Consider the following 14,728-nt stretch of genomic DNA (forward strand, 5'->3'; position numbering starts at 1 on the left):
TTTCAAATTTAACATTCCGCGAGCGGTTTAAATTTTATGTCCGCCAGCCGATTATTGCGGTCGCGCCCGTCATCTCCTACAGTTGCACTCGCCGTGCCCGTCGCCTTCTGCAAAATTTTATCCCAGCGGCGCCCGCTATGAAATTTTACCCGCCGCGGTTTTATAAAATTTGATTAAATTTTACTGCGCGCCGCGTGAAATTTCCATAGCGCGAGCTTTTATAACAAAGCGGCGTATAAGAGGGTGCGCCGATAAATCCCGCAAAAGCGCTAAATTTATCGGCGCGGCAAAAAGGAGAAAAATGAAATTTTTAGACCGCTTGGGCGTGGATAGGAGCAGCTTTATTGATCTGTTTTCGGCATGTTTGGGTTGCGGCGCAAGGGTGCAAGAGGCGGCCTCAAAGCTGATCATAAAAGGCAGGCACTGGTCTGTGGATCTAAAGCGCGGTGAGATTAGTTTCGGCGATGATGCGCCGCGCGCCATCTGGTATATTGGCAGCGAAGCGAGCGACAACCGCACGTGGCTGTGGGGGTACGAGAACATAAAACGCCTCGATGAGTGGCCACTTGCCTTTGCGCGAGATGTGCGCGATTTTGGCTTGCGGCACGGGCTAACCGAGCTAGCACGCCCAAGCTTGCACTAAGTGCGGAGATAAACGGGCACGTTCTAAGCGCGATTGCGTGCGGGCTATCGCAGGAGCCGTTATGTTACTACCGCTGCCCGCACGCCGGCGGAGCGGTGTTTGTGGCGTTCGCGGCAGGCGAGTGCGTGGCGCCAGATGGTACGATCAAGCCCGGTATGGACGCAAGCGCTCATCTCTTTGGCGCGCGATTACACAGGTGCATTTAAGTCAAATCACGCCGTTTTATCGGGGGCGCTTTTGATGAGAAACGGCACGAAATTTAGCGAAGTGGCGGGCAAGATCGTAGCAAATTTTAAAAATGATGCGCTCTTTTCGTTTGATAATTTGGGGCGGCTAAGCGAGGTAAAGTTCGCCGTATAGAGCCGCAAATATCGCGCCGTGCATTCGCGGCTTTGAAATTTACGCCGTGAAATTCTGCTTCGTAAATTTTATATCTTAAAATTTTAAGCCTTGAAATTTTGTTCTGTAAAATTTAGGCTGCAAAAACTCCGTCGCGCGGAATTCTGCCTTAAAATTTAACGCTGCAAAATTTCGCCGCTAAATTTACGTCAAATCTCTAAATTTTAAATCAAAATCAGCCGCCGTCGATATCGAAATCAAGATGCTCTTTGAAGTAGGCGCGCAGCCTGCGGCGATCGTTGCGACCGGGCGTGATCGCAAACCACAGCACGCGGTCGTTTAGATCTTTGCCGCGGATCAGCACGGTGTCGCGCAGCAAGATGTCGTGAAAGTCGCCGTTTAGCCGCCACGACGAGAGCGCCTTGGCGAAGAAAAAGATCGCGACGCCCACGACCATTATAATGAACGCCATCCCTACGCGCTCGCTCATGGCGATGCCGACTAGCCACAGCACGATGATCGATCCGATTCCGAATGTAAAGAACTGCTCGTATTTTACGTAGCGGGAGTGGCTAAGCGCTGTGTAGTTCGTGCAGGTGCGCAAAAAGCCTGGCGTGAGCCTAACGTAGTCGATATTAAAGAGCAGGATTTCGCTCTTGCCCGCACCCGAGACGAAGGTGATCGCGTGGTCGCTAAATTTAAACAGCCCGCCACCGTCGCGTCCTTGATACCAAGCTACGCCTGCGATCAAAAGTCCTAAAATCCCGCCTCCGCCGCGACCGCGTCCGTTACCTAAAAAAATTTCATCTAAATCAAGCCGGGTCGACACGCCGTAAAAAAATATAAAGACCATCATCGCAATGACGAAGATCACGATGAAGGAGTTGTCGTTTTTGACGCTAAATCCGCCTGCACTCGCGGTTCGTGCGCCGCGGCTGCGAAGGGCGGCTTTGTAGTCTTTGGTGCTAAAAGTAGGCATAAAGCCTCCTTTCTTTCGGGCTTGCAAAACAGCTTGCGCGCGCTTTTAAAGCCCGTTTAAAACAGCGGAATTTTATAAAATTTCAGATCAAATTCGGATTAAATTTTAAATTTGAAGAGGCTTTAAAATTTAAGCTAGTTTCAAATTTAAAGGATTTGAAATTTAGCCGACGAACTTAATATCACAATAAAGCGTTACAGAGGCTTTGCGGGTGAAGCTACTCCGTTAAGAGCGGCGAACGCTTGGGAAATACGGCATTTTGAGTCTTGTAATGCTCTAAAATATAAAGAAATTCGGTGCTAAATTTAAAATGGTAATCGGCGGGCGCATGCTTGCCAGTGCGGGCTGCGGATTTCGCGATGAAATTTAAAAACGCGGCTTTGCAAGATTTAGCGAGTGCGAGTTTTGCAGAAGCTCGGACATATAAGACAGATGGCGAATGCAGGCATTATCATAAATTTTAAGTGCGGCGGCGCTGCGTAATTTTATCAAATATATGGAAAATTTACGGCAAATTTAAAACGCAGTCTAGCGGAGTTAATATGTCCGATTAAAATGCCGCTTGCAGCGGTTAGTGCGGTAAATTTACTCTGTGGTTGCAGTTAAAATTTCCGCCGCGCGGAGTAAATGTCGCGCAGAGCTAAATTTGCCGCCTAGAAGCTAAATTTCACATCGCAGCTAAATTTCCGATAGTTAAATCACAGCGAGCTCAAATGCTGTAAATTTAGAGCTCGCGGGCGTAAGCGCTTGACTTGCGGCTGAGCCGAGATCTTTTATTATAAGATGCCTATTGTTCGCATTCCTGCGGCTGTTTAAAACAAACCGCGCCACGCTTTAAATTTTAAAATTTTATTTAAATAAGCTATTTACGCTCTCGTCGTGATATACGCGCCTGATGACCTCGCCGAAGAGCGGAGCGACGCTGATTACCTTGATGCGGTCGCTTTCCTGCTTTAGCGGGATCGTGTCGGTCACGACGAGGCCATCCAGCGCGCCGCTTTCGATGCGCTCATATGCCGGGCCGCTTAGCACGGCGTGCGTGCAAAACGCGCTGACGCTCTTCGCGCCCTGTTCCTTAAACGCGCCCGCGGCCTTGACGATAGTGCCCGCGGTATCGATCATATCGTCGATTAGGATCACGTCCTTGCCTGCGACGTCGCCGATGATGTTCATCACCTCGCTTTTGTTCGCCTCCTCGCGGCGCTTATCGACGATGACGAGATCGAGCGAGAGCTTTTTGGCAAAGCTTCTGGCGCGCGCGACGCCGCCCACGTCGGGGCTGGCAATGATCGGATTTTTTAAATTTTTCTCTTTCAGGTAGTCCAAAAATATCAGCGAGCCGTAGAGGTTATCGACGGGCACGTCGAAAAAGCCCTGTATCTGCCCCGCGTGCAGATCCATCGTGACGACGCGGTCGATCCCCGCCGTCTGCATCATATTTGCCACGAGCTTCGCGCTGATCGGCACGCGCGGGGCTGCTTTGCGGTCTTGGCGAGCGTAGCCGAAGTAGGGCACGACCGCCGTGATCGAGTTCGCGCTAGAGCGCTTCAGAGCGTCTGTTAGGATCAAAAGCTCCATCAGATTGGAGTTTGCGGGCGCGCATGTGGGCTGGATGACGAAGACGTCCTTGCCGCGCACGCTCTCGCCGATCTGGACGCTGATCTCGCCGTCGCTGAAGGTTTTGATCGCGCATTCGCTAAGCGGTAGCGAGAGATATTTGGAGATTTTTTTGGCAAATTCGGGATTTGCGGTGCCGGAGAAAATTTTATATCCGCGCATTTTGATGACCTTTGGATTGAAATTTGCTCGAATTCTACACCAAAAGCGCTAAATTTTAGCTAATTCGCCCGCCGCACTCGCGTAAAATTCATAAGCGAGCATCACGAACTAACGCCCGTTTGCGAGATAAATTCTTTAAAATTTCAGGGCGGCTCGGTTCGCCGTGATTTTACTTTGGCAAAATTCGGCTTTGACTTACGGCGCCCGCGAGCGATCGTAAGCCTGCGTTTTTGCACGAGCAGCCGCGCAGATTGCGGGCAAAACCGTATCGTAAAGTTTGATGAAAGTCTGAGGGAGCGCATCGAACATGGGTATGGGCGGTTAAAATCCTATCGCAGAGGGCGGGCGCCAGTTGGCGCAAAATTTTGTCTTTGCGATACAGGCGCACAAAATTTTATTTTTAGAGCTGCGGAAAGTGCGTTTAAATTTAAATTTTGAGCTCGCATGGGACAGACTGCGCGGATACTTGGCGCGCTAAATTTTAGACTGCCGCGGCGTATAAATCTTAGATTTCTTAGGCGGTTAAATTTAAAATGTGCTTTGCTTTGATGAAAATTTAAATCTCGCTTTAATGATCGAATTTAAAGCTTGGTTTTTAAAACCTGCCCGCGCGCTGCGAAATTTTAAAATTTATCGCGCGACTTTGGTCTGCCACGTAAATTTAGACACCGCCTTTACGCGCTTAAATTTTAAAATCGCACAGGCTCGCTCACCGCGCAAATTTCGATATCGTTTTGGCACGCTTAAATTTAAAATCGCGCGGCGTGGAGATAAATTTAATCCGCAGCGAGCGCTATTCCGTGATTTTAGTGGGCTCGCCGAAAAGCCTATTCATCTCGGAGATCAAAATTTCCTTGCCGTCCTGCGCGCCGTTTGCGAGCTCGGCGAGGCCTGCCTTGGCGGCGCGCACGCTCTTACTCGTATCGCGGGGCTTTGCGGCGTAGTTTTGCGGATCGGTGGATCTTAACAGATCGTCCTTGGGCGGCTGTTTTTCGCCCTCGCTGCTAGCGCCGTTTTTTTTCGGTTTTGCCGCTTTCGGTGCGGAATTTTTTTCAGAATTTTCGCCGCTTGAAATTTCATCCTGCACGGAACTTTCGGTATTTATCGCGCCCGTCTCGGAATTCTGCGTGCCGCTTGTGGTGTCGCTGGGATTTTCAAGCGGTTTTTCTGCACTGCTTGTAGCGTCCTTTGCTACGCCATCTACGCTGCTCGGAGCGGAATTTTCTGCACCGTTTTGCGCAGAATTTTCTCGCTTCTGCGGCGCGCTTTGCTCGATCTTGATGGCCGCGCTCTCGCCGAAGAGTGATTTTAGCACGCTATTTATCGCTCGCGAGCCCTTGCGCAGGTACTCTCTGTCCTGCCCCTGCGCGCGCGAGAGCAGATACAGCGTGCCGCGTTCAAATTTTAAAAATTCCACGCACTTGCTAAATTTCTCGCCCAGATCGTAATCGCGGTCGTAAATTTTAGCTAAAAAATTCTCGTAAATTTTATTTTGAGCGCCCGTCTTGATGGACGGGCTAGAATTTTGAGCCTGCGCCGCCGCACCGCCTGCGCCCTGTTTGATCTCGTCGCCTGCGTCAGGGCTCTGCTTTGCCGCACCGAAGTTTTGCGTAGGGCTCGCGGGACGTTTCGCGTTTGCCGTAAAGCTAGGCACGCCGCTTGTCGCGCTACCCTGGTCGCTCGGTGCAAAAGTCGTGCCGCCAGGCTCGCTATTTGGCGCAAAATTCGCGCTTTGGTTTAAATTTGACTTGAAATTCGGTGCGGAGCTTTGCGCGTTTAAATTAGGCGCCGAAGCGGAAGGATAGCCTTCGCCTTGATCCAGGGATCTGCCGACCTCGATCAGCTCGTCGATCTCGCGTAGATTGACCGCCTCCATCATCATAAAAATCATCATAGAAATTGCGTAAGTATTGTCGGGGCTGATGGCGAGCATACTCTTAGCGCCCGCTAAAATGCGGAAAAACCGCTCATACATCAGCAGGCTGAATTTCGCGTCGCGGCGCAGGAATTTATCCTTTAAATTTGCGATCATCTCGTCGATTATCGTTTCGGCGTTGTAGTTTTCGACCTCTTTGATGATCTCGATCGCGCCCGCGCGGTCTTGGCGCAGAACGACGTCTAAAATTTCGCCAATTTTAGCGGGATCGAGCAAGCCCAGCATATCGGCGATCGCGCGCTCGGTGATGCCTTCGCGGCTAAAGATAATCGCCTGATCAAGGAGCGTGAGCGTGTCTCGTAGCGAGCCCGAGCCGCTGCGCGCTAGAATTTCGAGCGCGCCCTCTTCGTAAGCGATGTTTTCGGTTTTTAAAATTTGCTCTAGATGTGCTACGACGGCGCTTTTTGCGATCGGTTTAAAGCGAAAGTGCTGCGTGCGCGATAGCACGGTGACTGGAAGCTTGAGCGGATCGGTCGTCGCAAGGATAAATTTTACGTAGCTAGGCGGCTCCTCAAGCGTCTTTAAAAGCGCGTTGGAGGCCTCTTTAGTGAGCATATGCACCTCGTCGATGATGAAAATTTTAAAGCGCGCGCTTGCGGGATGATACTTCGTCTGCTCGATGAGTTCGCGGATATCGTCGATCTTGCGGTGGCTGGCGGCGTCCATCTCGATAATGTCGATGTGGCGCCCCTCGTTTGCCATTACGCAGTTATCGCAGACCTCGCACGGCTTGCCGGTAGGGCCTTTGTCGCATAAAAGCGCTTTGGCAAAAATCCTAGCCGTCGAGGTTTTGCCGCTGCCGCGAAGTCCGCTGAAAAGATATGCGTGGCTTAGCCTGCCCGAATCCAGCGCGTGCGCAAGGCTTTTGGCGACGGCGTCTTGACCGATGAGCTGCTCGAAGCTTTTGGGTCTGTATTTTAAAGCGAGTGCTTGCAAAATTTCTCCTTTAATCTTACAATGATACAAAAAAATCTATAAATTTTAAATTTAGTGCTACAATGCGCCCGAATTTCAGAAAAAGGATCGAAATGAAAAAATTTTTACTCGGCGTCTTTGCGCTATTTTTTGTCGCCTGCTCGCAAACTAGCAGCGTCATCAGTCTAAATCCATATCTCTCTAAGGCCGATCAGACCGTAAGCGGTAAGTCGGTAAATATCAATGCGATCAACGATCAGCGCGAAAATCAGATGGTAATCGCCGTTATAAACGATAACGACGGCAAACTCGTCGATGAAGTGCTTTTAAAAAACAATCTCTCGGCGTGGTTCGATAAGGCTTTGCGCGCGGAGCTTGAGGCTCGCGGCGTAAGGATCGATCCGGCAAGCCCGAATATCGTAACCGTAAATATCAGAAGCATCTCGGCGGCGATCAACGGCTACTCGAAAGAAAATATGAGCGCAAGAGGCGAGGTCGCGATTTCTATCGTGCAGGGCAACAAAACCACGACCAAGCGCGTAGCGCAGGATCAGAGCCAATTTACGGCGCTTCGTACGGCTAGATCGCTTAATCCTTTCGTGCAAAGCTTGCTTGGCGACATCGTCAAAAAATCCGCCGATCAAATCATCTCGACGCTTTAGATGCGCTGCGTAAATTGCGGCGCGTTTAGCCTGCGCATGATCTGCGCCGCCTGCGCCGCAAATTTAGCCGAATGCCACCTAAGTATGCGGCAGGTGGAGGGCTTTAGCGTATTTTATTACTACGGCTACTCCGAAATTCGCGAGCTTATACTTTCTAAACATCACGAATACGGCGCTGCGGTGCTTGCGCGCATAGCCTCTTTAAGTTTAGCGAAATTCCCGCTTCATCTGCGGCGAGAAATTTCAGCAAATCCGCAAAACTACGAAGCGTTTAGAACGGACGGAATTTTTAAATTTAACGCCGTGCCGCTGGATGATGACGCTCGTAGCGGCTATTCGCACACGGCGATCTTAGCCCGCGCGCTAAAAAGCGAGCTCGTGGAGCCAAAATTTCACTGCCTGCGCGCGCAAAATCGCGTCAAATACACGGGGCAGAGTTTGGAATTTCGCCTAAAACACAAGAGAAATTTTAAAATTTTAACCCCGCCGAAATTCCCCGTGATCCTAGTAGACGACATCATCACCTCCGGTCTTAGCATGCTGCAAGCGCGCGAGAGCTTGATCGATGGCGGCTTTATGCCCGTGTGCGGCTTGGTTTTAGCTAATGCAAAAGAATAATTCGCTATAATCGCGCTTTAAAATTTAAAAGGATATTTATGCAATCAAATATGTTTGAAAATCAGGAGATCATCGATATCGACGTCGAAGAATCGATCAAGACGAGCTATCTTGATTACTCAATGAGCGTCATCATCGGTCGTGCGCTGCCGGACGCCAGAGACGGCCTAAAGCCCGTGCATAGGCGAATTTTATACGCGATGAACGATCTTGGCGTGGGTTCTCGCCAGCCATACAAAAAATCCGCTCGTATCGTAGGCGACGTCATCGGTAAATACCATCCGCACGGCGATACCGCCGTTTATGATGCGCTCGTGCGAATGGCGCAGAGCTTTTCGATGAGAATTCCTTCCGTCGACGGTCAAGGTAACTTCGGATCAATCGACGGCGACGGAGCGGCGGCGATGAGGTACACCGAAGCGCGTATGACGCCGCTAGCCGAGGAGCTGCTAAAAGACCTGGATAAAGAGACGGTCGATTTTGTACCGAACTACGATGAGAGCCTAAACGAGCCCGACGTATTGCCTGCGCGCGTTCCGAATTTGCTACTTAACGGCTCAAGTGGAATCGCCGTGGGAATGGCAACGAATATCCCGCCGCACAGCCTAGATGAGCTTGTAGGCGGTCTTTTGATACTGCTTGAGAATAAAAACGCAAGCTTAGAGGAGATCATGGGCGAGATCAAGGGTCCCGATTTTCCGACCGGCGGCATAATCTACGGCAAAAAAGGGATCATCGAGGCGTATAAAACGGGCAGAGGGCGAGTTAAAATTCGCGCTAAAACCCATATCGAAAAAAAAGCTAGTAAAGACGTCATCGTAATCGACGAGCTGCCGTATCAGACCAATAAGGCGCGCTTGATCGAGCAGATCGCAGATCTTGTAAAGGAAAAGCAGATCGAGGGCATCTCTGAGGTGCGCGACGAGAGCGATCGCGACGGAATTCGCGTAGTAATCGAGCTTAAGCGCGACGCAATGAGCGAGATCGTGCTGAATAATCTATTTAAGCAAACCACGATGGAGGCGACCTTCGGCGTGATAATGCTCGCAATCGACGGCAAAGAGCCGAAGATTTTCACGCTGATAGAGCTTTTGAAGCTATTTTTGAACCACAGAAAAACCGTCATCATCCGCCGCACAATTTTTGAGCTTCAAAAAGCGCGCGCCAGAGCGCACATCTTAGAGGGCTTAAAGATCGCGCTAGATAATATCGACGAAGTGATCGATGTGATTAGAAATTCCGCCGACACCAACATCGCGCGCGAAAATTTAATGAGCAGATTCGGCCTTAGCGAGGCGCAATCGGGTGCGATTTTGGATATGAGGCTAAGCCGCCTAACGGGACTTGAGCGCGAAAAGATCGAGGAGGAGCTAAAAGAAATTTTAGCCGAGATCAAGCGGCTTGACGCGATCCTAAAGAGCGAGGAGCTAATCGAAGGGATCATCAAAGATGAGCTTTTGGAGATCAAGGATAAATTTAAATGCCCGCGCATCACCGAAATCGTCGATGACTACGAGGATATCGACATCGAAGATCTCATCGCGAATGAAAATATGGTCGTTACGATCACTCACCGCGGCTACATCAAGCGCGTGCCTAGTAAGACTTACGAAAAGCAAAAGCGCGGCGGCAAGGGACGCGTGGCAGTCACGACGTACGACGATGACTTCATCGAGAGCTTTTTTACGTCCAATACCCACGATACGCTTATGTTTATCACCGACCGCGGGCAGCTTTACTGGCTCAAGGTCTATAAAATTCCGGAGGGCTCGCGCACCGCAAAGGGCAAGGCGGTAGTAAATCTAATCCAGCTTGGCTCGGACGAAAAGATCATGGCGATCATCCCTACGACCGATTTTGATCCGAGCAAGTCGCTCGTATTTTTCACTCGAAACGGCATCGTAAAACGCACGAATTTAAGCGAGTTTAAAAATATTCGCTCACTCGGCATCCGCGCTATCAGCCTAGATGAGGACGATACGTTAGTAACCGCTCTCATCGCTCCAAACAGCGCCGAGGAGATGCAAAACTACAAAGGAGGCGCTCTAAGCGGCGACGATCTGGACGGCGGCGAGGCTGAGGAAGCCTTAGAGCAGATCGAGCAGGATATTTTAGAAGGAAGCGATAATGAAATTTCAGATGAAATTTCGGACGCACAAGAGGGCGAGCCACAAAGCGCCAACGAAAATATGCTCTTCATCGCTACGAAAAAGGGAATGTGCCTTAAATTTAATCTAAATAAAATTCGCCAGATGGGGCGCATCGCTCGCGGCGTAAAGGGTATTAAATTTAAAGAAAAAGGCGACGAGGTTATCGGCGCCGCGTTTATTTTAAGCGATATGCAAGAAATTTTAAGCGTGAGCCAAAAGGGTATCGGCAAGCGCACGACCGCGAGCGAGTATCGCCTCACAAACCGCGGCGGCAAGGGCGTCATCTGCATGAAGCTCACCAACCGCACGGGCGAGCTCATCGGCGTCGTGATGGTCGATGAAGAGATGGATCTTATGGCGCTAACCACCAGCGGCAAGATGATCCGCGTCGATATGCAAAGTATCCGCAAAGCGGGCCGCAACACCAGCGGCGTCATCGTCGTAAATGTCGAGGGCGACGACGTCGTGAGCATCGCGACCTGCCCGAAAGCCGAGGAGGGCGACGAGGGCGAAGCGGACGAGCTTGCACAGGATGAAAATTTATTAAATTCAAATTTAGATAGTAAAGATTCGCAGAGCGAGGGCCCTAGCGATGAAATTTTAAAAGGAGGAGAGGATGAGTAGTTATAATATCGCCATCGTAGGCGCTACCGGCGCCGTAGGCGAGGAGATTTTGCGCGTCTTAGACGAGATGAACTTCCCCGTAAAGGACATACTGCCGCTTGCGAGCGCAAAGAGCGCGGGCGAGAAGGTAGAATTTCGCGGCAAAGAATACGTCGTGAGGGAGCTCACGGACAGCACCTTCGACGAAAACGAGATCGACATCGCGTTTTTTAGCGCGGGCGGCTCCATTTCGGCGCATTACGTGCCATTTGCTGCGGCAAGCGGTGCGGTGGTGATCGACAACACGAGCCACTTTCGCATGCAAGAAAATGTCCCGCTTGTAGTGCCCGAGTGCAACCCGCAGGATATAAAGCTATGGGAAGAGACAGGCATCATCGCTAATCCGAACTGCTCAACTATCCAGATGGTTCAAATTCTTAAGCCGCTTGATGATGCGTTCGATATCGAGCGCGTAGATGTAAGCACCTACCAGGCGACAAGCGGCGCAGGTAAAGAGGGTATGAGCGAGCTTGTAGAGCAGCTGCAGCAGTTTTTCGCTTTTAAGCTTGATGAATGCGAGCCGAAGGTTTTCCCGCATCAGATCGCGATGAATGTCATCCCGCACATCGACGTATTTTTGGACAACGACTACACCAAAGAAGAGATGAAGATGGTGAACGAAACGCAGAAAATTTTGCATAAAAACTTCGCCGTTTCGGCTACCTGCGTGCGCGTGCCGGTGCTGCGCAGCCACAGCGAGGCGATCACGATAAAATTTAAAAAGGATTTCGAGATTAGCCGCGTGCGCGAAATTTTAAGAAACGCGCCTAGCATCGTGCTTGTAGACGATCCGAGCAAAAACGAATACCCGATGCCGCTGCTTTCGAGCGACACAAATGAGACCTACGTCGGCAGGCTCCGCAGGGACAATTTCGACGATAAAATTCTGCATCTTTGGTGCAGCGCCGATCAGATCCGCGTCGGAGCGGCTACAAATGCCGTGCGCATCGCACTTCGCTGGATCGATATGCAACAAGACAAGTAAGATAAATTTAGCAGAGTTGCCGAGCCTTTGTGCGCGGATACGGTTGCGCGCGTGATTTCGGCACCGAGGCCTGGCGAATAAAATTCGCAAATCAACCTAGTTAAAATTTAACGCCACAAGCTGAAATTTTACGCCTTTAACCTGGCGTAAAATTTTAAAGACTCAAACGGGCGCGATCAAAAGAGATAAATTTACGCTATTTCAAACGAGTGTAAATTTAAAAGGACGCTTCGGCATAGAGCGGCTTTTAAATTTATACGTCCGTTTAAGGAGCGGCCAATATCGGATTAAAATTTAAGGAAGAAATGAAAGCTATATTTGAAAAATTTTTGCTTTGCAGCAAATTTTTAACCCTCCTGCCAGTGCTTTTTTGCATCGCGGCAGGCGCGGCGATATTTGTGATGGCAAGCTACGAAATCGGCTCGGCGCTTTATAAAATCGTAGAATTTTTCCTAGCCCCGCAGAGCGAGCGAGCGCTTTACATTGGCATTTTAAGCGAAATAATAACGGCGATCGATCTGTATCTGGTCGCTATAGTGCTGCTAATCTTCGTATTCGGAATTTACGAGCTCTTTATCGACGAGTTTGTGGATCTAAATTTACAAGTTTTAAAGATCGCCTCGCTGGATGAGCTGAAGCACAAACTCGGTAGCGTCATCATAATGGTGCTTGTAGTAGATTTTTTCAAGCGAATTTTGCGCACCGATTTTACTACCCCTTTGGATATGCTTTTGCTCGCAGGAGCTATCTTTGCGGTTTGTTTGGCTTTGTATATTTTGAGTAAATTTAAAGGATAAAAATGGTTTTCATCGACGCATGCTTCGGCAAAGAGACCCCATACACGCCCATTTGGATGATGCGCCAGGCAGGGCGCTACCTGCCGCAATACATGGCGGTGCGCGAGAGGGCGGGCGATTTTTTGAGCCTGTGCCGCGACTACCGCGCTGCTAGCGAGGTGACGATCCAGCCCGTAGAGATTTTGGGCGTCGATGCGGCGATTTTATTTAGCGATATTTTGGTCGTGCCGATGCAGATGGGGATGGATCTGCGCTTCGAAGCGGGCGAAGGGCCGCGCTTTAGCAATCCGATCCGCTCGCGGGACGATCTGGCGCGCCTTGATCCGCAAAAGGCCGCTGCGGAGCTCGGATACGTTTATGATACGATCTCGCTTACTCGCTCTCGCCTTGCCGCGGACAAAGCGCTCATCGGCTTTTGCGGCGCGCCGTGGACGATCGCTACCTATATGATCGAGGGCGGCGGCAGTAAAAATTACGCCGTTTGCAAAAGGATGCTCTACGAAAATCCGCAGCTTCTGCATGAAATTTTGCGCCTCGTTACGGAGGCGACGAAACTTTATCTGGCGCGCCAGATCGGCTCGGGCGTCGATGCGGTGCAGATCTTCGACAGCTGGGCAGGCGCGCTGGAGCCGAGCGCGTACGAGGAGTTCGGCTGGCGATACATCCTAGAAATCACGGAATTTTTAAAGGCGAAATTCCCGCATATCCCGCTCATCGTCTTTGCCAAAGGCACGGGCGCGCAGATATCGCGGCTGAGCCGTATCGCGGAGCAGCGAGGCGAGGCGAGCTTTGACGTATGGGGCGTGGATTGGAGCACTCCGATTGAGCTTGCGCGCGAGCAGCTCGGGGGCAAATTTGCGCTTCAAGGCAACCTGGAGCCGATGCGGCTATACGATCGCGGCGCGATAGAATCGGGCGTGCGCGAGATTTTAATGGCGATGAAGGGTGTCGCGCATATCTTTAATCTAGGCCATGGAATTTTGCCCGACGTAAGCGTGCAAAACGCCAAATATCTGGTGGATCTGGTGCACGAGCTAAGCGCGCGCTAAACTGGACTTTGCGAGAGCCTGCTTGCGGCGCGTCGTTGTGAAATTTTATAAAACCGTAATTTAAAATTTCACTCGCCCGGGTCGCTTGCTTTGCTTCCGCTGTTCATGAATTTCAAATTTCACGCCGCTAAAACAGCTCACGAAACGCAAAACTCTAAATTTTAAAATTTAGCCGTAGTTTGAAATTTTATGCCGAGCGAGGCTTAAAATTTTACGCGCTATGTATGCGGCGGCGTAAAAATACTGCGAGCTTGCGAGCTAAATTTAGCCCGCGCCTTAAATTTCTAGCTCGCGCGCCCTGAATTTAAGGATAAATTCAAAGCTCTAAGCTTAAAATTTCGCCGTAGCGGGGCGGCGGCGGAAGTGAAATTCGCATAAAACCGGCGCAGAATTTTGGCGCGCAGAAGCAAAATTTAAAGCAAATTTTAAAGCGAAATTCTGCGCGCAAGCAAACCCCGCAAATCAAATCATGGAGCAAAAATGAGATATATTTTCGGACCCGTCGCCTCGCGTAGGTTCGGGCGCAGCCTCGGCATCGATCTGAGCCCGCAGCGCAAGCAGTGCAACTTCAACTGCGTCTACTGTGAGCTGGGCGCGGGCAAGCCGGTAAGCGCGATGAGCGAGCCCTGTGAGATCGGCCCGGTCATCGCCGAGCTGAAAACCGCGCTGCAAAGCCACGCGGGCATTGACGTCATTACGATCACAGCAAACGGCGAGCCCACGCTGCATCCGCGCTTTGCCGAGCTCGTGGACGCGCTAAAGGCGCTGCACCTGCCGCAGAAGCTGCTCGTTTTGTCAAACGGCTCGCTCGTGCGCGAAAACAGCGCGGCGTTAGCGAAGCTTGATATCTGCAAATTTTCGCTAGATAGCGCGATTGCAAAAAGCTTTCGCAAGGTGGACGGCCCGCACGCAGGCATTAGTGCCGAGGATATCGTAAGCGCGATCGCGGATTTTGCGCGCGAGTTTCGCGGCGAGCTTGATATCGAAATCCTAGTCGTGCGCGGGCTAAACGACACGCAAGAGGATTTTGTGGCGCTGAATGCAGCTTTAGCTCGCATCAATCCGCACCGCGTAGATCTCGGCACGATCGATCGCCCGCCCGCATACCGCGTGCAGGGTGTGAGCGAGGCGCAGCTGCGCTATCTGGCCACTTTCATCGAAAATCAAAACGTAAATATCATCGCCGCGCCCAAATACGCAAGCGAGCGGCTGA

The 14,728-nt window shown here is 50.8% G+C and carries 12 protein-coding genes; 9 read left to right on the forward strand and 3 right to left on the reverse strand.

Annotated elements, in window-relative coordinates:
* The first annotated feature begins 301 nt into the window (after positions 1-301).
* Both Q0174_RS09145 and Q0174_RS09150 read left to right on the forward strand, forming a co-directional pair.
* Complete coding sequence (locus tag Q0174_RS09145) at positions 302-643, forward strand: DUF6882 domain-containing protein (protein WP_298043452.1); 342 nt, start codon at positions 302-304, stop codon at positions 641-643.
* 135 nt (positions 644-778) lie between these two features.
* Complete coding sequence (locus Q0174_RS09150; protein ID WP_298043454.1) at positions 779-1,003, forward strand: hypothetical protein; 225 nt, start codon at positions 779-781, stop codon at positions 1,001-1,003.
* A 214-nt stretch (positions 1,004-1,217) separates the two neighbouring features.
* Here Q0174_RS09150 and Q0174_RS09155 read toward each other — a convergent pair whose 3' ends face one another.
* The 3 genes from Q0174_RS09155 to Q0174_RS09165 all read right to left on the reverse strand — a co-directional run bounded on the left by Q0174_RS09155 (position 1,218) and on the right by Q0174_RS09165 (position 6,612).
* Positions 1,218-1,961 (reverse strand): hypothetical protein, encoded by a 744-nt coding sequence (locus Q0174_RS09155; RefSeq protein WP_298043457.1) that lies wholly within the window; start codon positions 1,959-1,961, stop codon positions 1,218-1,220.
* 849 nt (positions 1,962-2,810) lie between these two features.
* Positions 2,811-3,740, reverse strand: a complete 930-nt coding sequence (locus Q0174_RS09160) for a ribose-phosphate pyrophosphokinase (RefSeq protein WP_005873085.1) — start codon at positions 3,738-3,740, stop codon at positions 2,811-2,813.
* Positions 3,741-4,533: 793 nt separating this feature from the next.
* Complete coding sequence (locus tag Q0174_RS09165) at positions 4,534-6,612, reverse strand: DNA polymerase III subunit gamma/tau (RefSeq protein WP_298043458.1); 2,079 nt, start codon at positions 6,610-6,612, stop codon at positions 4,534-4,536.
* Between the two features lie 92 nt (positions 6,613-6,704).
* Here Q0174_RS09165 and Q0174_RS09170 point away from each other — a divergent pair, with 92 nt between their 5' ends.
* The 7 genes from Q0174_RS09170 to Q0174_RS09200 form a co-directional block, all read left to right on the forward strand.
* Positions 6,705-7,253: a YajG family lipoprotein gene (locus tag Q0174_RS09170; protein WP_298043460.1), complete on the forward strand. Its 549-nt coding sequence runs from the start codon at positions 6,705-6,707 to the stop codon at positions 7,251-7,253.
* Positions 7,254-7,871: a ComF family protein gene (locus tag Q0174_RS09175; RefSeq protein WP_298043462.1), complete on the forward strand. Its 618-nt coding sequence runs from the start codon at positions 7,254-7,256 to the stop codon at positions 7,869-7,871. It abuts the gene before it with no gap.
* A 38-nt stretch (positions 7,872-7,909) separates the two neighbouring features.
* On the forward strand, positions 7,910-10,645 hold the full coding sequence (gene gyrA, locus Q0174_RS09180; RefSeq protein WP_298043463.1) for a DNA gyrase subunit A: 2,736 nt from the start codon (positions 7,910-7,912) through the stop codon (positions 10,643-10,645).
* Complete coding sequence (locus Q0174_RS09185; protein ID WP_298043464.1) at positions 10,638-11,669, forward strand: aspartate-semialdehyde dehydrogenase; 1,032 nt, start codon at positions 10,638-10,640, stop codon at positions 11,667-11,669. Before gyrA ends, Q0174_RS09185 begins: the two co-directional genes overlap by 8 nt.
* A gap of 305 nt (positions 11,670-11,974) precedes the next feature.
* Positions 11,975-12,466: a YqhA family protein gene (locus Q0174_RS09190; protein WP_298043466.1), complete on the forward strand. Its 492-nt coding sequence runs from the start codon at positions 11,975-11,977 to the stop codon at positions 12,464-12,466.
* A 2-nt stretch (positions 12,467-12,468) separates the two neighbouring features.
* Entirely contained in the window at positions 12,469-13,515 is a 1,047-nt protein-coding gene (gene hemE, locus Q0174_RS09195) for a uroporphyrinogen decarboxylase (RefSeq protein WP_298043467.1), read from the forward strand.
* A gap of 480 nt (positions 13,516-13,995) precedes the next feature.
* Positions 13,996-14,728: radical SAM protein (locus tag Q0174_RS09200; RefSeq protein ID WP_298043468.1), on the forward strand; the 733-nt coding region annotated here is incomplete at its 3' end.

It is taken from the genome of uncultured Campylobacter sp., assembly GCF_937996225.1.
Taxonomy (GTDB): Bacteria; Campylobacterota; Campylobacteria; order Campylobacterales; family Campylobacteraceae; genus Campylobacter_B.